We start from the raw sequence: 22945 nt of genomic DNA, 5'->3' as shown, positions 1-22945 counted from the left end.
TCCCCTCGATGGGTAGGGCTCTTTGGCAGCTTATTACTGGCAGGTATCGTCATGCTGGTGGTGTGGGAGATGCGCACCTTCTATCTCAACCAGCAAACCTCTGCGCAGTCGCGCACGGGCGCTAGTGCTGATGTAGTAGCAGAGTGGTTAGGAAGTGCGCTGGAGACCTCACGTCACGCCCTTGAGAGCGTTGAGGCGCTCTATCAACTCACCTATGACGAGCGTATTGATACGACGTTGCTGGCGCACTATTTAGCGCAGCAGCGCGACCAGGTCGCACTTTGGGATGAAGTTGGCCTGCTTGATCCACAAGGCAATGTATTGGCATCAACACTACCGCTTCAGAGCACGCGGTTTGATGTTGGCGTGCAGGACGTTTTGTCTGGGTTAGTTGGTCAACGTGACCGCCGCGATGCCGTCTCGCGCCTTTACTGGTCAGAGCGCGCGGATGGGCTGCGCCTGCTCCACCTATTACGCGTAGAAAACAGCGTTGGTGAGCCGGAGGCATATATCGTTGCACGGTTAAATCCTGCTTATTTTGTGCAGCTGATGGGGCGTTTAACCCTAAATGAAGGCGCAAGTCTTGCGCTGTTAGATGCTACGCCCCGTGTCATCATGCAGCGCTCCCAGGGGGGCGTCGAAGAGCCTGCCGTGCTGGGCCGCGAGGTTAGTACCCCCGAACTGGCGCATTTTTTAGCAAGTGATCAACTTGCGGCTACGTGGGAGCGCGTCTCGCCAGTCGATGATACGCAGCGGCTGTTTAGCGCGCGGCGGTTGAGTGATGCTCCCTGGCTAGTCATCAGTGGTGAAGACACCACCTTTTATTTGCACGACTGGTGGCGGCGGTTTTGGATTATCTTGGTGGGGATAGTGCTGCTGGCGGCGTTAGGAGCGACGGCCTTTTATCACTACCGACGCCTCTATGCGGCGGAAAAAGTCCTGCGTGAGCACCGCCAACAGCTGACTCAAGAGGTGGCGGCCCGAAAAACAGCGCAGCAAGCCACTGAGCTTGAAGCCGCGCAGCTCAAAATTGCTGCAATGGCGTTTGAAACGCACCTGGGCATGTTTATTGCCGATGCGGATAACCGCATTGTGCAGGTTAACCACACCTTTAGTGAGATCACCGGCTACGACGAAAAAGAAGTAGTGGGCCTTACACCGGCGATGTTGAATTCTGGCCGCCACGATGCCACGTTTTATCGACAGATGTGGCTATCTCTCAATGAGCAGGATCGCTGGCAAGGCGAGGTGTGGAATCGGCGTAAAAATGGTGAGGTTTATCCTCAATGGCTGACCATTAGCGTTGTTCGTAATGATAACGGCGCCGTTACCCACTATGTGGCTACGTTAAGTGATATCACCCAGCGCAAAGCCGCTGAGCAGGAAATTCATCAGCTGGCGTTTTTTGATGCCCTGACCGGGCTTCCCAACCGTCGCCTCTTGATTGACCGCATTGAGGCCCGCCAGCGGGAGGCACGTCAGGAGAGTCACTACAGCGCGGTGATGTTTATTGACCTGGACAACTTTAAAACCATTAACGACAGCCTGGGCCACTACTTAGGCGATGCGTTACTGGTCTCCGTTGCCAAACGGCTCGCGGGTATTGTGCGTGATAGTGATACCGCTGCCCGGCTGGGAGGCGATGAATTTGTCGTTATGCTTCACGAGCTAGGGGACGATATCGCGGTGGCTGCGCAGCATGCAGAAGGTGTTGCTTATAAGCTACTGACTGCTCTCAGAGAGCCGTTGGTCATTGATGACCACCCACTCCAGATCTCTGGCAGTATTGGTGTGACGCTATTTGCTGGGGAGTCGGTAGGCGTAAGCGAAATTTTACAGCAGGCAGATTTGGCGATGTATCAAGCCAAAGCCTCTGGGCGCAATGCGCTGTGCTTTTTTGACCCCTTTATGCAAGCTGCGGTGAAGGAGCGTGCCCAGCTAGAGTCTGACCTACGCCACGTGATTGAACGACAGCAGCTATCGCTCTACTACCAAACCCAGGTGAATGAGCGTGGTCAGGTCGTGGGCGTTGAGGCGCTTGTGCGTTGGTTGCATCCCGAGCGCGGTATCGTGTCTCCGGGTGTCTTTATTCCGCTAGCGGAGGAAACGCACCTCATCGGGATGATTGGTGAGTGGGTGCTGGAAACGGCCTGTCGGCAGCTAGTGGTCTGGTCGCAGCAGCCGCATACCGCAGCGTTGAGTGCTGCGGTTAACGTTAGCCCTAACCAGTTCCGACAAGTAGGTTTTGTTGAACAAATAAAAGCTGTCTTAGCACGTACCGGGGCTAATCCGCAGCGGCTAAAGCTTGAAGTGACTGAGTCGCTGCTCATGGAGGACATTGCCGAGGTGCGTTGCCGCATGGAGGCGTTGCGGCAGTTAGGCATTCGTTTCTCCCTGGATGATTTCGGTACCGGCTATTCGTCGCTGGCCTACCTCAAACAGCTTCCTCTAGATCAGCTTAAAATTGATCAATCCTTTGTTCGAGACGTGTTGGAAGATCCGGCAGATGCCGCGATTGTGCGGACGGTGATTGCGTTGGCCCATAGCCTAGAACTAGAGGTTATTGCCGAAGGGGTCGAGACCCAGGCGCATCGCGACTGGCTCAATGCGCAAGGGTGTCTTGTCTATCAGGGCTACTTCTTTTCACGGCCTCAGCCGATTGAAAACTTACAGCTACCAGACACCGTATAGGGATTAATAGCCTGTCTCGGCAGCTAAGGGCGGTTCACACAGTGACTGCATGCGCCCAATGGCGCCATCAGCGCCTTCCAGACTAAACGTCATATACCACGGCGCATTCGCTTCCTGATCAAAGCCGATAAATAGCTGCTCGCCCTGGCGCATGTCGTCTATTAATGCAGACATTTCGCTGAGATAGAAGTGTGCGTAAAAGCCATCGTCGCCGCGCTCGGTAATAAATTCGGCCATGGTATCCACGATGGGTTGCTCATCAATACGCAGCCTAGCCGGTACGAGATTGACCGCTTTGCTTTCCCCTTGCTGCTGCTCAAGGGTAACGCGCATTTCCAGCCAAGGTAGATCACAAACGCCCTGAGTCGCGTTAAGGCTTAAGGTCGCATCTGAGTAGCTGTGAGTCTCCACTGCGCGCACGTGACGTTCGTCACCCAGAACAAGCATCATCGACTGCCAATGGCCATGGGCTTCGGGCTGCTCAATGTTAAACGTAGCCGCTGCGGCGAAGGGCGCGGCAACCCAAAGGGTGGCGCCCGCCATGGTGCTAATCACAAGCGTTGAGAGAGAGGTGTACGTTTGCATGATCAATTTCGCACAAGAAAAACCCTAGCCTATAGCGTGTTGGCGACCAACAAAAGCTAACGCGCTGATTTTCCTATATCTAGTAGTAGATGAGAAAATTAAGTGGCGTATATAGTGTGAAGTCAAGTCTATACTTCATTTCGATGCCACGTATAATCGCCGCATTTGAGTACTGTATTCACCCCGTTGTGAAGGAGTTTTGTCACATGAGCACCGCTGCTAAGGCTATGAAGACCTCTAATGATGTTCCGATGCAGGCGCCCTCGCGGGAGATCTGGGACGCTAAGTATCGCCTTAAAGATCGTCATAGCCGCCCTGTTGACCAGGATGTGGGGGCTACCTTTGAGCGGGTCGCGCGGGCGCTAGCGGCGGTGGAAGGTGATAAAGCGAACGAATGGCTGCCGAAATTCCGGTGGGCGTTGGAAAATGGCGCCATTCCTGCCGGGCGGATTCTGTCTAACGCCGGTGCGGAAGCTTACAAGCCAGCGGTGAGCCTGATTAACTGTACGGTATCGCGCACCATTCGCGACTCCATGCGAGATATCCTTGATTCCGTAGTGGATGCTGGCATGACGCTGAAGTCCGGCGCTGGCATTGGTTACGACTTTTCGACGCTGCGCCATAAGGGCGCCTTTGTATTTGGCGCAGGCGCCGGTACCAACGGCCCGCTGGCGTTCATGGATATCTATGACAAAATGTGTTTCACCGTCGCCTCTGCCGGTGGGCGTCGTGGTGCGCAGATGGGCACCTTCGATGTCGGTCATCCAGATGTGCGTGAGTTTATCCAAGCCAAGCGGGAAGCGGGCCGCCTGCGTCAGTTCAACCTTAGCCTGCTGATAACCGATGAGTTTATGGAAGCGGTGAAAAACAACGCCGACTGGCCGCTGGCGTTTCCGCTCCATCCCGGTGAAAAAGAGGACGTTAAGGCCGAGGACCTGATCTACCGCGACTGGCCCGTTATCGAAGAGGGGTATACGGTGGATGAGCAGGGCCGTGTGGCCTGCCGCATTGTTGAAGTGATCAAAGCCCGCGAGCTGTGGGATACGATCATGTCCTCCACCTATGACTACGCTGAGCCGGGTTTCATACTGATTGACCAAGTGAATCGTATGAACAATAACTGGTTCTGTGAAGATATCCGCGCCACAAACCCCTGTGGTGAACAGCCGCTACCACCGGAAGGCGCCTGCCTGTTGGGGTCTATCAACCTCACTCAGTTTGTTATCGAACCGTTCAGCGATAAGCCGCGTTTTGACTGGGAGCGCTACCGTAACGTGGTGGCTATTTTTACCCGCATGCTGGATAACGTTGTGGAGATCGCTGGGCTGCCGCTTCCCCAGCAGCAGCGTGAAATTGAAGCTAAGCGTCGCCACGGGATGGGCTTTTTAGGGCTGGGGTCTACGATGACGATGCTCAAAATCCCCTATGGCTCAAACGCGTCGCTAGCCTTCACTGAAGAGGTCAGCCGTCACCTTGCCCTGGAGGGTTGGAAACAAGCGTTAGAGCTTTCCAAAGAGAAAGGCATGGCACCGGTGCTAGCGCAGGAGCACACCATTACGCCGAAAATGATGCGTGAGCGCCCCCAGCTTGCAAGCGATGGTTACGAAGTAGGCGACAAGGTGCCGGGGCGTATTTTGCATGCCCGCTACAGCCAATATATGGCGAAAGTCGCCGAGTTAGAGCCTGAGCTGGTAGCGGCACTGGCCGAACACGGTGCGCGGTTCACCCACCACAGCTCGATTGCGCCCACTGGGACTATTTCGCTTTCCATGGGTAACAATGCCTCTAACGGCATTGAGCCGTCGTTCTCGCACCGCTACTTCCGTAACATTATCCAGTCGGGCAAGAAAACCAAAGAGCAGGTCGAAGTGCTGTCGTTTGAGCTGGCGGCCTACCGCCACTTTATCGCCGCTGATGCGGTGGAGAGCGATCTACCCGACTACTTTATTACTGCTGACTCGGTGTCGCCGGAGCAGCACGTGGCCGTGCAGGCAGCCGCTCAGCAGTGGATTGATTCGGCCATTTCTAAAACGGTGAACGTGCCTACCGATTTTCCGTTTGAAAAATTTCAGAACCTCTACCTGCAAGCCTACGAAAGCCGCTTGAAAGGCTGTACCACTTTCCGTTTTAACCCTGAAGCCTTCCAAGGTGTGCTGGTACGCGAAGACGACCTTAAAAACACCACCTATGTGTTCGAACTGGAAAATGGTGAAACCCTAGAGCTTACCGGCGATGAAACGGTGATTTACGACGGTGAAGAGCATAATGCCGCTAACCTGTTTGATGGCTTGAAAGAGGGCACCTACGGCAAATGGTAAGTGCGGGCAGCATCTTACTGACTAAACCACGCACACCTTTGCTAAGTGGAGAACGATATGGCTGTTGAAATTACTTCAAAAATAGTTGGTTATCGCATTAAGCAGCAGGAGCAGGCCGCGCCTGCCCCTGAGCTACCCGAAGAAGATCCGCTGACGGTTCGGATTCCCTCTCGCCCGGAAGGAACGCTGGAAGCCGTCTCTGAAAAGATTTCTTACGTAGGTGCTGAAGGGCGTAAAAAAGTCTACTTGCTGGTTTCCTTTATGCCCGTAGAGGGCGTGATGGGCGGTCGGCGAGTTGTGATTGAACGGCCCGTTGAGTTTTTCTTTCCCTCTGGCCAGCTCTCCAGCGAACACCAGTGGATCACGGCGACTATGCGCAGCCTGTCACTGGCCGCCCGTGGTGGCTACGTGACCCAGGCAGTTGCCGACCTTCGCAAGGTGGCCTGGGATAAAGGCTTGGTGCGCTGTGGAATGAACCGTTGGAACAAGCCGGTGTTTCACGACTCAGAAGTCGCGGCAATTGCCTGGTCGATTCAGCAAATTCTTTATCGCCGTGGCTTTCTTGATCAGGATGGCAACCAAGTGCCGGTAGAAACGCTGGTGGAGCGCTATGCGCACCGTATGCAGCACGGCCATGCCTGGCAGCCTGAAGAAGCAGAAGCCGCCTCGGTAGAGCAGGGCGCCGTAGAACCGATTGGCGGGTCAGGTGCATCGGTAAAAAAGCCTGAAGGCAGTGGCCCCCCCAGCGTAGGCAACTGCCCGGAGTGTCGCGGTGAGCTAATCATGATGGACGGTTGCCCCACCTGCTATGCAGGCTGCGGCTGGTCTAAGTGTGGTTAATAAAGGTGGGTGATTAAAAATAGGCAACTAACAAGCCGCGTGCCCTAGGCGCGCGGCTTTTTTATGCGGACTGCTCCAGCAGTGGCCTAACGCTATCGGTTAAGTAGCAGTCGTCAAACTCGCCTTCAGTGGCTAGGGCATCCAAGTCAGGGATTGTGACATGGTGACGGTCTCGGAAAACCAGCCCCTCTTCACTTAATGCACTAAAGGTACGGCTAACATGTACCGGGCTTAGCCCCAAAATATCAGCTAGCTGCTCCTGTGAAAGAGGGAGACGAAACTGCCCGCCAATATCACGGTTAGTTTGGCGCAGGCGAAGATACATTTCGTGGAGAAAGTGCGCCATTTTTTGCCTAGCAGTACGTCTGGCTATGTTGACGAGTCGTTCAGTCAGCAGAGCCTGTTGGCGGCTGCTGATGGCGAAAAGCACAGACGTCAAGGTGAGCGACTGGCGAAATATTTCAAGCATACGCCTATGGGGGAAGTGACACACCACGCCATCAGAAATCATGCGGACGCTATCTAACCGCTGTGAAAAAGCAAATTCACGCAGGCCAATAATATCGCCAGGCAGAAAGACCTCTAAAATCTGCCGGTCACCGTTCTCAAGATGGCGAAAAGAGTAGGCCCAGCCGCTTCTAATCGTGCAGAATTCGTCTGCTGACGCGCCCGCTTCCCACAGTAAGTCGCCAGCCTTGATAGTGGTCGGACTCTGCTCAAGGGAGTCTAACAACTGCTTCTCCTCTTCAGTCAGCGAGCAGTAGTGACTAAAGTGACGAATAATACAGCTTTTATCTTCGTCCACGGCTTACGTTCTCCTCAAGAGCTAACCATTGTAGTTAAGCTAGGTGCTACACAATATAAACATAACGTGCCAATGTTGCTCGCCCTTTTGGCTGGCTTAAACGTTGGCAGGGCAAGCGCTGGCGTGCCCTGTTTCATGGGGTTAGGCGGATTTAGCGGTACCTTTACCCCGGGCCAGTAGCGGGGCCAAGAAGCGCCCTGTGTGAGAAACTTTCTGCTTGGCGATTTGTTCGGGGGTGCCTTCGGCGATGATTTTTCCACCACCAGAGCCGCCTTCAGGCCCAAGGTCGATAATCCAGTCAGCGGTTTTAATGACGTCTAAATTGTGCTCAATCACCACAATGGTGTTGCCGTGATCGCGCAGCCGGTGGAGTACGGTCAGTAGTTGGCGAATATCTTCAAAGTGCAGGCCAGTGGTCGGCTCATCTAAAATATACAGCGTTTTGCCGGTATCGCGCTTAGCCAGTTCTCGGGCAAGTTTGACGCGCTGGGCTTCACCGCCGGATAGGGTGGTAGCGCTTTGCCCCAGGCGGATATAGGAAAGGCCTACATCCAGAAGGGTTTGTAAGCGGCGGGCAATAGCGGGTACTGGGCTGAAAAATGCTAAGGCGTCTTCCACCGTCATGTTTAGCACTTCATGGATGGTTTTGCCTTTGTAATGAATATCGAGCGTTTCGCGGTTGTAGCGCTTGCCCTTACACACGTCACAGGGCACGTAAATATCCGGCAGAAAGTGCATCTCTACCTTGATCATGCCTTCGCCCTGGCAAGCTTCGCAGCGCCCACCCTTCACGTTAAAGCTGAAACGGCCCGGCTTATAGCCCCGGGAACGCGCTTCTTGAGTGCCCGCAAACAGTTCCCGAATAGGGGTGAAAATCCCAGTGTACGTCGCGGGGTTAGAGCGTGGCGTACGGCCAATCGGGCTTTGATCAATATCGATCACTTTATCAAGTTGATCCAGGCCTTCAATTTTCTCATAAGGCGCAGCGGTCAGCGTGGTCGCGCGGTTTAATTCCCGGGCCGCAATCGGCATCAGCGTGCCGTTGATCAGGGTGGACTTACCCGAGCCGGAAACGCCCGTAATCGCGATAAACAGCCCCAGTGGCAGGCTTAAAGTGACGTCTTGCAAGTTGTTGCCCGTAGCACCGCGCAGCACCAGCTGCTTTTCCGGGTTGCCGGGAATCCGGTAGGGCGGTACTGCAATTGCCCGCGTGCCCGAAAGGTACTGGCCGGTGAGCGAGTTGGGGTTGTCCATCACGTCTTGGGGGGTGCCCTGGGCGACGATTTCACCGCCGTGAACACCGGCGCCAGGGCCAATATCCAGCACGTGGTCCGCGGCGCGAATGGCGTCTTCGTCGTGCTCCACAACGATCACCGTATTGCCTAAGTCGCGCAGCCGTTCCAGGGTTTTCAGCAGGCGGTCGTTATCACGCTGGTGAAGGCCGATGGAAGGCTCATCCAAAATGTACATCACGCCGACCAGCCCCGCGCCAATTTGGCTGGCCAAACGAATTCGCTGGGCTTCACCGCCGGAGAGCGTGTCGGCACTGCGTTCAAGGTTCAGATAATCAAGCCCCACGTTGACCAAAAATTCCAAACGGGCATGGATTTCACTGACGATTTTATCGGCAATTTCGCCTTTACGGCCCGGTAGGCTTAGGTCTGCAAAGTAGCGCCACGCCTCACCAATGGGCAGGCGCACAATATCGGCGATAGTGTGGTCATCGACATAAACGTGGCGGGACTCTTTGCGCAGCCGCGAACCGCTGCAGGTGGCACAGGGCTGCACGGCGATATACTTGGCTAGGTCGTCGCGCACCATGTTGGATTCGGTTTCTCGGTAGCGGCGCTGCATATTAGGCAGGACGCCCTCAAAAGCGTGTTCGCGGGTTACCTTGCGGCCACGGTCGCCTACATAGGTAAACGGAATTTGTTCGTCACCACTGCCGTTGAGGATAATCTCCTGCTCGTGGCGGGCAAGCTCGCTCCACGGCGTTTCCAACTCAAACCGGTAGTGATTGGCCAGCGCCTGTAATTGGGTAAAGTAGTAAATATTGCGCCGATCCCAGCCTTTAATAACGCCTTCGGCCAGCGAAAGTTCTGGATGGCTGATCAGCTTTTCAGGATCAAAATATTGCTGCACGCCTAGTCCGTCGCAGGTAGGGCAGGCGCCCGCAGGGTTGTTAAACGAGAACATACGCGGCTCAAGCTCAGAGAGCGAGTAGCCGCACACCGGGCAGGCAAAGCGCGATGAAAAGGCGAGATCTTCTTGCTCGCCATCCATAAAGTGAATCATTGCCGTGCCATCGGCGAGGTTGATGGCGGTTTCAAATGACTCGGCCAAACGCTGGGCGATGTCGTCGCGCACTTTAAAGCGGTCAACGACGACGCTGATATCATGCTTCTTGCGTTTATCCAGCGGTGCAATATCGTCTAATTCAAGCACTTGGCCGTCAATTTGCACGCGCACAAAGCCTTGGGCGCGAAGCTCGGCCAACAGCTGCAGGTGTTCCCCTTTACGGCCCTTCACCACCGGCGCCAATAGCATTAGTTTGGTGCCTTCGGCCAGGTTCATTACCTGGTCGACCATTTGCGAAATCGTTTGCGCTTCAAGGTCTTCGCCGTGTTCTGGGCAGCGCGGCGTACCGGCGCGGGCAAACATCAGGCGTAGGTAATCGTAAATCTCAGTAATAGTGCCAACGGTGGAGCGAGGATTGTGGGAGGTGGACTTCTGTTCAATGGAAATCGCAGGCGATAACCCTTCGATGTGGTCCACATCGGGCTTTTCCATCATCGAAAGAAATTGGCGCGCGTAGGTAGAGAGTGACTCCACATAGCGTCGCTGCCCTTCGGCGTAGAGCGTGTCAAACGCTAGCGATGATTTGCCTGAGCCTGAAAGCCCTGTAATAACAATCAGTTTATCGCGTGGCAGCTCCACATCGATCTGCTTGAGGTTGTGGGTGCGGGCACCCCTGACCAGAATGCTGTCCATCAACACCTCGAATCGCGTGGCAAAAGCGCAATTATACGTTTCCTGTACCCCTCCCGGCAAAACTGCCTGCAGCGAAACGGCGGCGCTGGGCGTTTCCAGCCTGGGTACAAAGCGCTAGAATGGGCGGTTATCTTAGGCCGTTCGGCCCATCCACCATACACAAGGGCATTATGCGCAAGGTTTCTGCACTGCTGATGGCCACTGAACGCCGTGCAATCAGCGGCTTGGCTGGCCTCTATGCGTCTCGTATGTTGGGGCTTTTCATGGTGTTGCCGGTATTGGCGCTGTATGCCGATACGCTTACAGGGTCGACACCGCTCTTAATAGGCGTGGCCTTGGGTATTTATGGATTAACCCAAGCGACGCTGCAAATACCGTTTGGTCTGCTCTCTGACCGTATTGGCCGTAAGCGTGTTATTGCCATGGGGTTAGTCATTTTTGCGCTAGGTAGCGTTGTAGCGGCGCTGGCGGACACCATTTGGGGGGTGATTTTTGGCCGTGCGCTGCAGGGCAGCGGGGCCATAGCGGCGGCGATTATGGCGCTTCTGGCTGACCAAACGCGGGAGCAGGTGCGCACTGTGGCGATGGCCACCATTGGTTTATCGATTGGCGTGTCGTTTGCGATCGCCATGGTAATAGGGCCGCTGCTAGCGTCTTGGGCAGGGTTATCGGCGGTATTTTGGTTTACGGCCCTACTGACCTTAGTGAGCTTGTTAGTGCTTTGGCGCTGGGTGCCTCCCGCGCCGCGGCGTCTACGTCACCGCGACGTAGGCATGGATCGTCAGCAGTTGAAAAGTGTCATTACCCGCCCTGATCTTTGGCGCTTAGATGTATCCATTTTTGCCCTGCATTTGGTGCTGATGGCCATTTTTGTGGCGATACCGTTTCGGCTACTCAGTGCTGGGGTGGCGGTTGAGTACCATGGTTTGGCCTATTTAGTGGTCATGGCGCTCTCTTTTGTGGCCATGGTGCCGCTGGTGATTGTGGCTGAGAAGCGCCAGCGGATGAAGCTGATGTGCCTGCTCGCCATCGGCGCTATTGTGGTTAGTCTGGCTAGCTTGGGGTTAACGCTCTCTCAGGGACACTGGCTGTTTGTATGGCTGTTTGTGTTTTTTACCGGCTTTAATTTGCTGGAAGCGACGCTGCCTTCGATGCTCAGTAAGCTAGCCCCTGCCGGTGCTAAAGGTACTGCGATGGGAGTGTACTCCACCAGCCAGTTTTTAGGAGCATTCTTGGGCGGCACGCTTGGCGGTGTGTTGGCGCATAACTGGGGCCTTAATGCGGTGTTTATCGGCTGCGCGTGCTTGGCACTGTTATGGTGGTTGGCCATGCTGCGTATGCCATCGCCGCCGCCGTTATCCAGCGAGGTCGTTGCGCTACACGACACGCAGCCCGACGCGTTAGACCTCTTAATGGAGCATCTGGCCGACGTCGTGGGGGTTGAAGATGTAATGGTGGTGCCTGAAGAGCGCCTGATGTACCTAAAAGTGAATCGACAGCAGCTTGATCGGGCGGCCTTAATAAAGCTGATTTCGCCGCCTAAGACTTAACCCTGCTAAGCTGCTCAAGTCGGGGCAGCCGGCAGTGACGCCGATGATACCGTCGTATCGTTGGTTGATTATTTTTATGACCGATTATTAAAGGAGCGAGCTATGGCGCGCGGAATTAACAAAGTCATTTTGATTGGTAACCTGGGGCAAGACCCAGAAGTACGTTTTACCCCGTCGGGCACCGCCGTGGCTAACTTGAACCTTGCGACCTCCGACACCTGGATGGACCGTCAGAGTGGTCAGCGACAAGAGCGTACCGAGTGGCACCGCATTGTGCTGTTCAATAAAACTGCCGAGATTGCCCAGCAGTATTTGAAAAAAGGCGCCAAGGTCTACATTGAAGGCCGCCTGCAAACCCGTAAGTGGCAAGACCAGAATGGTCAGGACCGTTACAGCACTGAAATTGTTGCCAATGACATGCAGATGCTTGATGGCCGCAGTGGCGACTTCCAAGGCGGCGGTGCGCCACAGGGTAATTACTCTCAAGGGAATAATCCCCAGAATAATTATGCTCAGAATAACTATGCCCAGAATAACGCCGCACAGGGTGGGCAGCCCCAAAACGCCCCGGCTCAACATGCCCCTGCGCAAAACAGCTATGGGCAAGGCAACCCAGGTCAGACGCCGCCTGCTCAAAACGCGCCTCAGCAGCCGGGTGGTTACCCACAGCAGGGCGGCGCCCAGCGTAGCCCGCAGCCTGCTCCGCAGCAAAATCAGCCTGCCCCCGCCAACCAGAACAGCAACTACGGCGCGCCTGATCCAGGTAACTTCGACGATTTTGACGACGAAATCCCGTTTTAAGCTGGTAAGTTACTAGCACGTTCTTGGGTTGAGGGAGAGGGTCTGCCGTGAAGCTGCTGATATTAGATGCCGGGCACTGCCTAAGCTTGGCACTGGCCCGCGAGGCGAGCCGCCGCACCGACGCGGAGCTTGTTATCGAACAAGGCACGACGGTAACGGCGGCGCAATTACAGGCAATTGCGCCTGATGCGGTCATCATACCGCCGCTGGCGCATCCACTAAGCATGACGCCAGCAGCGGTCAAGGCTCATGCAGATGCAGTGGATACCTGCCTGGAGGCCTGCCAAACCCAGGAGGCTGCGCTGGTATGGTGCGTTTCCGACCAACTTTACGAAGATGGTTTTGATGTGCCGATTGATGAGCACGTCGTACCCGCCCCGCGGGATGAGTGCTTACGGCGTCTAGTAGAAACCGGCGACCGTATTCGGGCGCAGTATCAACGACATTTGATTGTGCGGCTAGGGCCGTTGTTCGCCCTTGAAGGTAGTCGTGCGTGGTTAAGCGAAATTATCGACAGCCTGATTACGGGGCAAAATGTGCGCGCGGCTGAGGATGTTGTCTTTTGCCCCACCTCAGCGGATGCAGTGGCCATGGCCTTAATGGGTATGTTACAGCAGCAGGTCTGTGGCGCCGATGCCTGGGGAGCCTACCATTTGGCAGGCACGGAGCCGGTGAGCGCCTTCACATTTACGTCCATGGTGCGAACGCAGTTAGCTACTCACTTAGAGGGGCGTGGCGAGTCGATCATCCTTGGCGATGTGCAGGCGTTAAACCACCATCATGATGCCAAACTGCGTCGAGTTTTAAACTGTCGTCGCGTATTGGATGTGTTTGGTGTGCATCAAAAGCCGTGGCGCCTTGAAGTAGGTCGCATGTTGGATGCGTGGTGTTTGACACGTGAACAGCAGAGTGATGCTGAAACAGGAGAGACGGCTTGATCAATGTGGTTCGCAGCCTATTGTTTTACTTGGGTTACTTCTCCGCCATGCTGGTGATTGGCGTGCTTTTTTTGCCCATAGCACCGTTCCTACCGCTCGCTGCCCGCTATCGCTTGCTTAACCTTTATAACTACTTTTTGATGGTGTGGTTTAAGATCGCCTGCGGTGTGCGCTACGACATCCAGGGCCGTGAGCATATTCCCGAGGGGCCCTGCGTTATTCAGGCCAATCACCAGTGTGAGTGGGAAACGGTATTTTTGCAGGTGATGAAGCCGCCGGTGTGCACGGTGCTTAAGCAGGAACTATTGAAAATACCCGTGTTTGGTTGGGGGTTAAGGTTGCTGCGGCCCATTAGTTTAGACCGATCAAAGCCCGCTAGAGCCATGAAACAGGTGCTGACCCAAGGCGTAGCGCGTTTAGGAACTGGACTTTCGGTGCTGATTTTTCCGGAAGGCACGCGCGTTGATCCTGGTATCCGCAGGCGCTATAACAAAAGCGGTAGCGTAGTGGCGTGTCGCGCGGGAGTGCCGGTGTTGCCGGTGGCGCATAACGCCGGCGAACGTTGGCCGGGGCGTAACTGGGTGAAGCAACCAGGGGTGCTGCGGGTGCGAATTGGTAAACCGATTGAAACGGCAGGGCGCACCCCCGACGAGGTGCTGGTGGACGTAGAGGCGTGGATTGAAGGGCAGCTGCAGGAGATTTCTGATGTGCCAAGGCCCACTTCCCGTTAGCTTAGCTCACCTCGCTGCTTTTCATCATCTAGTGGGTAAAAACAGTAACGGCGCCTCATGGCGCCGTTACTGTTTTGTTTATGCGTCGACCGACGCATCTTGCTTTGCTTATATCAATCGTTAAAGCGCTGGAAAACCAAGCAAGCGTTGGTGCCGCCAAAACCGAAGCTGTTGGAAAGCACGCGCTCAATGGTTACGTCATCACGACGCTGGGTTACGATATCAAAGCCGTCAGCCTGTTCATCTAGGTGCTCAATATTGGCAGAGGCGGCAACAAAGCTATGCTGCATCATCAGTAGCGAGTAAATCGCTTCCTGAACGCCCGTAGCCCCTAACGAGTGCCCAGTGAGTGATTTTGTTGAGCTCATGGCGGGGGTTGAATTGCCAAACACCTCGCGGATTGCTTTGAGCTCGGCTACATCGCCAACGGGCGTTGAGGTGCCGTGGGTATTGATGTAATCAATATCACCCGATACGGTTGCCATCGCCTGGCGCATACAGCGCATAGCACCTTCGCCAGACGGTGCTACCATGTCGTGTCCGTCGGACGTCGCGCCATAGCCCACCAGCTCGCCGTAAATTTTGGCGCCACGCGCTTTGGCGTGCTCTAACTCCTCAAGCACCAGCATGCCGCCGCCGCCTGCAATGACGAAGCCATCGCGAGCCTGGTCATAAGGGCGCGAGGCCTTCTCCGGAGTATCGTTGTATTGGGTGGAAAGAGCACCCATAGCGTCGAATAAGCAGGAGAGTGTCCAGTGCTCTTCTTCGCCACCACCTGCAAACACCACGTCCTGCTTGCCCAGCTGGATTTGTTCCATGGCGCTGCCGATACAGTGGGCAGAGGTCGCACAGGCGGAAGAGATTGAGTAGTTAACGCCCTTAATTTTAAACGGCGTTGCCAAGCAAGCGGATACCGTGCTGCCCATGGTGCGGGTAACGCGGTAAGGCCCTACGCGGCGTAGGCCTTTTTCGCGCATAACATCAGCAGCTTCCACTTGGTTGGCGCTAGAAGCACCGCCAGACCCGGCAATAAGCCCGGTACGCTCGTTGGAGACCTGCTCTTCTGTTAGCCCTGCATCTTCAATGGCCTGGGCCATGGAAACATACGCATAAGCTGCTGCATCGCCCATAAAGCGGCGCAGTTTGCGGTCAATAAGAGTATCAAGGTCGATGTCAACGCTACCCGCTACATGGCTACGAAAGCCGCGTTCGGCGTACTCTTCCTTAAAACGAATACCGCTGCGCCCGCTTTTGAGCGCGTCTAAGACCTGTTGCTGGTCGTTGCCTAAACACGACACGATGCCAAGGCCGGTGACTACCACTCGTCGCATGGGAGCCTCCTGTTAGAAATTCGCAGTGGAGGTGAATAGGCCAACGCGCAGGTCATTAGCCTGGTAAATATCGCGTCCGTCGACGGACACGGTGCCGTCGGCGATGCCTAAAATAAGCCGACGGGTAATAATGCGCTTCACATTAATGTGATACGTCACTTTTTTCGCGTCGGGTAGAATTTGGCCGCTGAATTTGACATCGCCGCAGCCAAGCGCGCGGCCACGGCCGGGGTGGCCAAGCCAGCCCAGATAGAAGCCTACGAGCTGCCACATGGCGTCCAAACCCAAACAGCCAGGCATCACAGGATCGCCTGGAAAGTGGCAGTCAAAGAACCACAGGTCAGGCGTGATATCCAGCTCTGCAATCAGCTCTCCCTTGCCATGCTCACCGCCTTCTTTATGGATGTGCGAGATGCGATCAAGCATCAACATGTTAGGAGCCGGAAGCTGTGCATTTCCGGGGCCAAAGAGCTCGCCCCGCGAGCAGGCCAGCAGTTCTTCGCGATCAAAGGAATGTTGCTTGGTCACTGAATCGTTCCGAGTATCAAAATGGTTGTTAAGCCTAGTCTACTTCTCGAAACCGCTGAATGCACGCCGTAGGCAACTTATCGTGTATTTCTACAGCTTTTTGTTTAGCGGCCGATAACCAATAACAAGATGTTTTATTCCATAATTATCGAATTTGCACAATAAACGTCCTGTTGACGTAATATACAACACGCACGTTTTACTGAGCGACAAGGTGAGCGTGCCTGCTACTCATCTCCTATTTTGATCATTTATTAGGAAGCGATTAATTTTCATGTGGCTGCCTGTTTCTCTTAATCGACCGCTGATGTGGATAGCGCTGGTGGCTCTGCCTGCCTGTGTGTGGATCCCTGATGCTGCGCTGCGTATCGTCGCAGCATGCTTAGTGGCGTTGGGCTTATGGGATGCTTGGCGCCAAGTGCGTCAGCAGCGTTTGCGCCTGCGCCTAGCTCAAGATGCCATGGGGTTGGCAAGCGATGCGATGGTGATTAGCGATGCGGAGAATCGCGTTATTGCCGTCAACCCTGCGTTTACCGACATTACTGGCTACGAAAGCCAGGAAATGATTGGCCGTAAGCTCGAAACCTTAGCCGCACCACGTCACGACAAAGCCTTTTATCAAGCCTTTTGGAGTACTTTAAAGGCCACTGGCCGCTGGGAGGGCGAAATGTGGAATCGCCGTAAGCACGGCGATGAGTATCCAGAGTGGTTGAAAGTTAGAGCGGTTACCGATAAGCGCGGTAATGTCACTCATTTTATTAACCTATTTACCGATATTTCCGCACAAAAAGCCCGCGAGCATGACCTGCGGCGTATTGGCTATGAAGACCCGCTTACTGGGTTGCCAAACCGACGCCGTTTGCATGAATTAATGTCATCGCGGCTGCGTGGCTTACGTGCAGGAGAGAGCCTAGATATGGTGCTTCTCGATATCGATGGGCTTAAATCAATCAATGACAGTCTGGGAGTTGATCAGGGCGACCGTTTGCTAGCACGTTTTGGCCAACGGCTAGCAAGCTATATGGCGGGAAGCGTGGTGGGCAGGTTAGGGGGCGATGAGTTTATGGTGATCCGCACTACCACGTTTGACGATCACGATAAGTGGGTAGCCAACCTGCGTGACCACATGTGCCGCCCGTTTGAAATTAACGGACAGTCGCTGCGCTTAGGGCTTACATTTGGTACCTGTCGAGCGCCCGAAGATGGCCGCGACTCCGCCGTGCTGTTTCAGCGTTTAGAGTCCGCGCTGTATAGCGCCAAGCGGCTAGGCCGCAATAATAGCCAGCGGTTTCGCCCTGCGCTGGATAAACAGGATAACCCTCAGCTTGCCCTAGTAAGCGACTTGCGGGCGGCACTGGTATCAGGCGATCAGTTAGAGCTGCATTATCAGACCCAGCACCACCCTGGCAATGGCGAGTTAATTGGCATGGAAGCGCTGCTGCGCTGGCGGCACCCTAAAGATGGGATGATATCGCCAGGGGAGTTTATTCCCCTCGCTGAGCGTCACGGTTTAATGGCTGAACTTGGTAGCTGGGTGATCGAAAAAGCCTGTGCTCAACAGGCGCACTGGCAACATAGTGGCATGCCAAAAATTACCGTATGGATCAATATTTCGGCGCTCCAGCTCTTTCAAGGTGATTTGGAAACCCAGCTGGCCACTTGTTTAGAGCGCTACCGGCTTCAGCCGGCGCAAATTGGCCTGGAACTGACCGAATCGGTACTGCTGGACGAACGGGCGGGTGATATGGGGCCACGGTTACAAACCTTGCGCGGGTTGGGTTATGCCATTGCGATTGATGATTTTGGCACTGGCTACTCATCGCTTGGCTACCTAAAGCGCTTGCCGGTGGATAAAATTAAGCTGGATCGGGCGTTTATTCGCGAATTACCCAACGACCAGGCCGATGCAGCCATCGTCACGGCGGTACTTGCCATGGCTGAGGGGATGGGTCTTGAGGTGGTAGCTGAAGGCGTTGAAACTAAAGAGCAGTGCGAGTTTTTAGTTGATGCTGGCTGTACTCAGGTGCAAGGTTTCTATTTTGCACGGCCGCTACCCGCTTACGAGTTAGAGCAGCGTTGGGCGCCACTGCCACTCGCCGTCGGCGTTAACTGAAAAAAGCCCCATCTGAGCTAATTGCTAAAAAACTAAGCGCTAGAAAAGTCAGGTGGGCGGCGGATTGCGTAGCGGCTAATCCCAAAGCATAGAGCCGCCCAGATAACCGCCTGGGCAGGCAGTAGCCAGGGGGCTAGCCCCACGTCGGCAATCGCAGCGCCCCCTAGGTAAGAGAGCGGCCCGCTGATGGCGCCGCAGGCAGCGGCAATCAGCGGGTAGCGCCAGAGCCAGGCAAGGGAGTGAAACACCAGCGTTGCAAACAGCGGCCAGAGCATCCACAGCCACAGCGGCAGTAAGCCTGCTACTAGTGCATGTCCGCTAAAATCAAACCCTCCCGCTAAGTGCAAGCCACCATCAATAGCTAGCCCTAACAAGGCAAGAGTGCCAATAAAACGCCATTCGCTGGGTTTGGCGCAGCGCCAGAAATGCCAGCCTAATAATCCAGCGCCAGCGAAGGCTGCCACCCAAGATCCCCCTACCACGCATAACAGCCAGCCAGCCTCAAAGCGCAGTGCGTTGAACAGTAGGTCGCGCCAGCGCTGTGTGGCCACTTACAGCGCACCCATAAGCGGTACTGGCTTGGCGGCAGGCTTGGCTAACAATAGGTGACAGGTGCCAATGGAGCGCTCGATAAAGCCTCCCTCGCAGTAGCATAGGTAGTAGCGCCACATGCGGATGAAGCGCTCGTCGTAGCCCTGCTGCCGCACCTGTTCAAGGCTGGCCTCAAAGCGATGTCGCCACTCGCGCAGCGTGCGGGCATAGTGCTGACCAATTTCGTCTAATGCGACCACGTTAAGTGAGGTTTTGCGCGTTACGCTGGCGAGCATCGCGTGGTGCGAAGGTAGAAAGCCGCCGGGGAAAATGTAGCGTTTGATAAAGTCCATTTCCCGCTTGGCTTCTTCAAAGCGTTGATCACGAATCGTGATCGCCTGCAGCATGGCTTGACCATCGTCGGTCAGCAGGCTGTCGACTTTTTCCAGGTAGGTGTTGAGGTATTGGTGGCCGACGGCTTCGATCATTTCCACCGAGATCAGCCGGTCATAGCGCCCCTTTAAGGCTCGGTAATCCTGTTTGAGTAGCGTGATTTGCGCTTCTAACCCCTCTTCTTTAATGCGTTGGGCAGTGTGGGCATACTGCTCGTCAGAAATCGTTGTGGTGGTGACCCGACAACCGCGGGTTTTCGCCGCGTGGATGGCAAGCCCGCCCCAGCCAGTGCCAATTTCTAACAGGTGATGCTCGGGCTGAACATCAAGCTTTTCCAGCATGATATCGAGCTTATAGGTGGAGGCTTCTTCCAGGCTGGCTTCCGGATAAGGGAACACGGCGCTGGAGTACATCCAGTGGCGCTGGTCTAAGAATGTGGCGAACAGGTCGTTGCCAATGTCGTAGTGCGCCGAAATATTGCGCTTAGATCCCGTAACGCTATTGCGCTGGAAACGGTAGGCGAACCCTAACAGCCAGCGTGCTATGCGAGCGCTGCCGTTTTCCATTTTACCGTTCACTTGTTCCAAGTTAGCGGCAAATAGGCGTACCAGAGCGACGAGATCATCGGCATCCCAGTCGCCATCCATGTAGGATTCCGCAGCGCCTACCGTGCCGCCAAAGGCGAGGCGCTTCCAGGCGCGGGAGTGACGAATAACCACGGTGACCTGCAGCGGCCCTTCCTGCCCGAGATGGTGGCACTGTTCGCCCTCAATCAGCGTAATCCGACCGCCCCGAAAGGCGTTCAGCTGGGCCATTAAGCGAGGCTTAAGCCAGCGAGTAAAGCGGTCCTGACGAGCCGTTTTGCTAGTCGGGGGCGTGGTACGCAGGGTCGTCATTTTGAAGTCTCCTTGCGCTTGGGGTGGTTATAAACGGGGATGCGCTTAAGCCACAGGCGTAGCGCTTCAAAATGGATTCCCGCGACTGTTTTTATACTCATGAAGGGCTGCCGTGCCAGCGTTGCGAGTAGTACCCGACGGGTGGCGGGTGCCGCGTCTAACATCAACGTGGCGTCAAAGTGACGTGCTCCGTCTTGCCAGTTTTCCATGTGCAGGTAGAGCTTTTCGCCGGGGCGGTTAAACTTCCAGCGGTAGTCCATTTCCATCGGGTTAAACGGTGATACGTGCATCGCTTTTTGAAAGTGTGCCTGGTGGCTATGCCGTGAAGGCTCGACGCTGCAGGCGTAGCACGTGCGCTCACGCCAGGGCATGTTGGTGACCTCCCCAAGCACCGCCGCTAATCTGCCCGCGTGGTCGTAGGCGTAGTAAACCGAAATAGGATTGAATACGCTGCCTAACGTGCGCAGCTGGGTAAGCACAAAAATTCGACCGTCCGGCGCGCTGCCCAGTTGGCGGGTTAGCTCTTCGCGAACAGCGGTTCGCAAAGGACGGTCGGTGGGGGCTAGATAATCCTCACGACGAAAACGCGCCAGGGCTGGGCCGCGAGCGCTAAAGCCGGGTACCTTGTCGAACAGCGTTGGCAGCTCTTCGAGGTCAAGCCACGCCATCCATACGTGATAGTTAAAGGCGTGGTGTTGGGGCGTAAAGCGCCGGTGGCGCAGCGTGCCGCGATAAATGCGCGAGCGGGGCGCAGTAATCATCCCAGCCCCTCCCCAACGCTGTTGTTGGGCATTAGCTCCTGGGCAGGAAGCGCGCTGGGGCTTTCCAGCGGTGTGGCGGCTTCATCACAGCCTAGCGCTTGGGCAACCCTAAGTGCGCTCCATACGCCATCTTCGTGAAAGCCATTGCGCCAGTAAGCACCGCAGAAGTGGGTTCGCCTGGCGGGCGAGGAGATGTCTGAGTGGCGCTGCTGGGCTGCTTGACCTGCCAAGGTGAACTGAGGGTGGGCATAGGTATAACGCCCCAATACTTTGCCGGAGTCGATACTCGCAGAATCATTAAGCGTAACGCAGAACGTCGTGTCACTCTCCAGGCGTTGCAGGATATTCATGTTGTAGGTAACTGAAACACGCTCTTCAGCCCCGCGGCCATCCAGCCGATAGTTCCAGCTGGCCCATGCCCGCTGCCGACGGGGGAGCAGTGCCGTGTCGGTGTGCAGTACCACTTCATTATCCTGGTAGGGCATGGCGCCGAGAATGTCGCGCTCTGCGGGCGTCGGGTCGCCCAGCATGGCCAGCGCTTGGTCGGCGTGGCAGGCCAGCACCACTTGGTCAAAGTGCTGGGTACCTTGAGCGGTGGTAATCATAACGCCCGTATCGGAACGGATAATACGCGTTACCGGGGTGTTTAGGTGAATACGCGAGGCATAGGGGGCCGTGAGGTTCGGTATATAGCGCTTAGAGCCGCCGACCAAGGTGTACCACTGTGGGCGATGGTTGACCGACAATAGTCCGTGATTGCGGAAAAAGCGTACAAAAAAGGCCAGCGGGAACGCGCGCAGGTCACCAATGCTTGCCGACCAAATCGCGGCACCCATAGGGAGCAGGTAACGTCGCTGAAAGGCGTAACCGTAGCCGTTTTTATCCAGGTACTCGCCTAGCGTCATTTCGCTAGGCAGGCGCTGGCTCTCTAAATCAGCGGTGGCCTGTTTGTTAAAGCGTAAAATATCCCTGAGCAGGCGATAAAACGCCGGGCGCAGCAGGTTACGGCGCTGGGCAAACAGCGAGCCCAGCGTGTGACCGTTGTACTCAAAGTCGACATCAGTCTCATGCACTGAGAAACTCATCTCGGTGGCCTGGCTTGGCACGCCGAGCGTTTCCAGCAGGCGCTGAAAGTGAGGGTAGGTCCAGTCGTTAAAGACGATAAAGCCGGTGTCGATGGCGTAAGGCTTGCCGTCGACTTCAACGTCCATAGTGGCCGTATGGCCGCCTAAACGACTATCGGCTTCAAACAGGGTTACTTCGTGTTGGGCGGATAAATACCAGCCTGCCGCCATACCGCTGATGCCGCTGCCAATAATGGCGATGCGCTGGGATGCTGTGCCGCTCATTGCTGTTCCTCTTGGCGGCGCGTCATGCGAAGGCCGATATAGCGCCGTATTGCGGGGGGTAAAATGCCCAAAAATTTGACGATGTAGGTAAAGCGCCGGGGAAAATGAATATCCAGCCGCCCCTTAACAAGGCCTGCAATGATCGCATCGGCCGCTTCATCGGCGGAGACTTGCATGGGCATCGGAAAGTCGTTGCGATCGGTAAGCGGCGTTTTAACGAAACCTGGATGTATCAAGCTGACATCAATGCCTTCTTGGTCGAGATCCAAGCGCAAAGATTCTAAAAAATAACTAACCGCCGCTTTAGAGGCGCCGTACGCCTCTGCTCGGGGCAGCGGTAAATACGCTGACGCGCTTGAGGTGGCGGCTAGCCGTGCAGGCTTGCCCTCTTTCCGCGCTGCCCGTAATAGCGGCAGTGCAGCTTCCACGCCATATAGCGTGCCAAACACATTTGGCGCGAACACACGCTCTACGAGCGCCATATCAAAATGCTGCGCATTGAGATATTCACAGGTGCCGGCGTTAAATAGTGCGATATCCAGTGCACCTAGCCATTGTCGAATCTGTTCGCCAGCGTCAAGGACAGCCTGCCGATCACTTATATCAAGCGGTAGCGAGTAAGCATTGCTATGGCCGTCACATAGCGCATTAAGCGCTTCTTGATTACGCGCGCTGAGAACGACCTGGTGACCCTGAGCGATGAGCTTTTTGGCCAATGCCTCGCCGATGCCGGAGGTGGCGCCGGTCAGCCAGATACGCTGGGGCGTTTTCCATGTGCTCATCGTGCCTCTCC

Annotated in this window: 18 protein-coding genes; 8 read left to right on the top strand and 10 right to left on the bottom strand. The window is 55.4% G+C overall.

Annotated elements, in window-relative coordinates:
* Window positions 1–51: 51 nt before the first annotated feature.
* On the top strand, window positions 52–2691 hold the full coding sequence (locus BB497_03200; protein ID AVI61777.1) for a hypothetical protein: 2640 nt from the start codon (window positions 52–54) through the stop codon (window positions 2689–2691).
* A gap of 3 nt (window positions 2692–2694) precedes the next feature.
* On the opposite strand, the gene BB497_03195 is transcribed toward BB497_03200, so the two are convergent.
* The gene (locus BB497_03195; protein AVI61776.1) at window positions 2695–3276 is read right to left on the bottom strand and encodes a hypothetical protein; all 582 of its coding nucleotides are present in this window, start codon (window positions 3274–3276) and stop codon (window positions 2695–2697) included.
* Window positions 3277–3482: 206 nt separating this feature from the next.
* On the opposite strand from BB497_03195, the gene BB497_03190 reads away from it, so the two are divergent.
* Both BB497_03190 and BB497_03185 read left to right on the top strand, forming a co-directional pair.
* Window positions 3483–5594: a ribonucleoside-diphosphate reductase, adenosylcobalamin-dependent gene (locus tag BB497_03190; GenBank protein AVI61775.1), complete on the top strand. Its 2112-nt coding sequence runs from the start codon at window positions 3483–3485 to the stop codon at window positions 5592–5594.
* Between the two features lie 57 nt (window positions 5595–5651).
* Entirely contained in the window at window positions 5652–6434 is a 783-nt protein-coding gene (locus tag BB497_03185; protein AVI61774.1) for a ribonucleoside-diphosphate reductase, read from the top strand.
* Between the two features lie 61 nt (window positions 6435–6495).
* Here the strand turns inward: BB497_03185 and BB497_03180 are convergent, their stop codons facing one another.
* Together BB497_03180 and BB497_03175 are read right to left on the bottom strand one after the other, a co-directional pair.
* Window positions 6496–7239 (bottom strand): Crp/Fnr family transcriptional regulator, encoded by a 744-nt coding sequence (locus BB497_03180; GenBank protein AVI61773.1) that lies wholly within the window; start codon window positions 7237–7239, stop codon window positions 6496–6498.
* A gap of 141 nt (window positions 7240–7380) precedes the next feature.
* Window positions 7381–10230, bottom strand: a complete 2850-nt coding sequence (locus tag BB497_03175; protein ID AVI61772.1) for an excinuclease ABC subunit A — start codon at window positions 10228–10230, stop codon at window positions 7381–7383.
* A gap of 170 nt (window positions 10231–10400) precedes the next feature.
* On the opposite strand from BB497_03175, the gene BB497_03170 reads away from it, so the two are divergent.
* The 4 genes from BB497_03170 (at window position 10401) to BB497_03155 (ending at window position 14250) form a co-directional block, all read left to right on the top strand.
* Window positions 10401–11780: an MFS transporter gene (locus BB497_03170; protein ID AVI64243.1), complete on the top strand. Its 1380-nt coding sequence runs from the start codon at window positions 10401–10403 to the stop codon at window positions 11778–11780.
* Between the two features lie 102 nt (window positions 11781–11882).
* A complete protein-coding gene (locus BB497_03165) occupies window positions 11883–12581 on the top strand; it encodes a single-stranded DNA-binding protein (protein AVI61771.1) in 699 nt (232 codons plus the stop codon).
* 47 nt (window positions 12582–12628) lie between these two features.
* Entirely contained in the window at window positions 12629–13519 is an 891-nt protein-coding gene (locus BB497_03160; GenBank protein AVI61770.1) for a dTDP-4-dehydrorhamnose reductase, read from the top strand.
* Window positions 13516–14250 (top strand): acyl-phosphate glycerol 3-phosphate acyltransferase, encoded by a 735-nt coding sequence (locus tag BB497_03155; protein AVI61769.1) that lies wholly within the window; start codon window positions 13516–13518, stop codon window positions 14248–14250. The genes BB497_03160 and BB497_03155 overlap by 4 nt, the downstream gene beginning before the upstream one ends.
* A gap of 113 nt (window positions 14251–14363) precedes the next feature.
* On the opposite strand, the gene BB497_03150 is transcribed toward BB497_03155, so the two are convergent.
* Window positions 14364–15581: a beta-ketoacyl-[acyl-carrier-protein] synthase I gene (locus BB497_03150; protein AVI61768.1), complete on the bottom strand. Its 1218-nt coding sequence runs from the start codon at window positions 15579–15581 to the stop codon at window positions 14364–14366.
* Between the two features lie 12 nt (window positions 15582–15593).
* Complete coding sequence (locus BB497_03145) at window positions 15594–16109, bottom strand: 3-hydroxyacyl-[acyl-carrier-protein] dehydratase FabA (protein ID AVI61767.1); 516 nt, start codon at window positions 16107–16109, stop codon at window positions 15594–15596.
* 274 nt (window positions 16110–16383) lie between these two features.
* Here BB497_03145 and BB497_03140 point away from each other — a divergent pair, with 274 nt between their 5' ends.
* Window positions 16384–18222 (top strand): diguanylate cyclase, encoded by a 1839-nt coding sequence (locus BB497_03140; GenBank protein AVI61766.1) that lies wholly within the window; start codon window positions 16384–16386, stop codon window positions 18220–18222.
* A 32-nt stretch (window positions 18223–18254) separates the two neighbouring features.
* Here BB497_03140 and BB497_03135 read toward each other — a convergent pair whose 3' ends face one another.
* The 5 genes from BB497_03135 to BB497_03115 are packed head-to-tail and all read right to left on the bottom strand — an operon-like array spanning window position 18255 to window position 22934.
* Window positions 18255–18773, bottom strand: a complete 519-nt coding sequence (locus tag BB497_03135) for a hypothetical protein (protein ID AVI61765.1) — start codon at window positions 18771–18773, stop codon at window positions 18255–18257.
* Entirely contained in the window at window positions 18774–20042 is a 1269-nt protein-coding gene (locus BB497_03130) for a cyclopropane-fatty-acyl-phospholipid synthase (protein AVI61764.1), read from the bottom strand. It lies immediately after the preceding gene.
* Window positions 20039–20803 carry a hypothetical protein gene (locus BB497_03125; protein ID AVI61763.1) on the bottom strand — a complete coding sequence of 255 codons (765 nt, stop codon included), beginning with the start codon at window positions 20801–20803 and terminating at the stop codon, window positions 20039–20041. The genes BB497_03130 and BB497_03125 overlap by 4 nt, the downstream gene beginning before the upstream one ends.
* Complete coding sequence (locus tag BB497_03120; protein AVI61762.1) at window positions 20800–22152, bottom strand: FAD-dependent oxidoreductase; 1353 nt, start codon at window positions 22150–22152, stop codon at window positions 20800–20802. The genes BB497_03125 and BB497_03120 overlap by 4 nt, the downstream gene beginning before the upstream one ends.
* Entirely contained in the window at window positions 22149–22934 is a 786-nt protein-coding gene (locus tag BB497_03115; protein AVI61761.1) for a short-chain dehydrogenase, read from the bottom strand. Before BB497_03115 ends, BB497_03120 begins: the two co-directional genes overlap by 4 nt.
* Window positions 22935–22945: the final 11 nt, after the last annotated feature.

It is taken from the genome of Halomonas sp. GFAJ-1 (assembly GCA_002966495.1).
In the GTDB taxonomy this organism is placed as follows: domain Bacteria; phylum Pseudomonadota; class Gammaproteobacteria; order Pseudomonadales; family Halomonadaceae; genus Vreelandella.
This window is presented reverse-complemented; position numbering and strand designations above follow the sequence as displayed.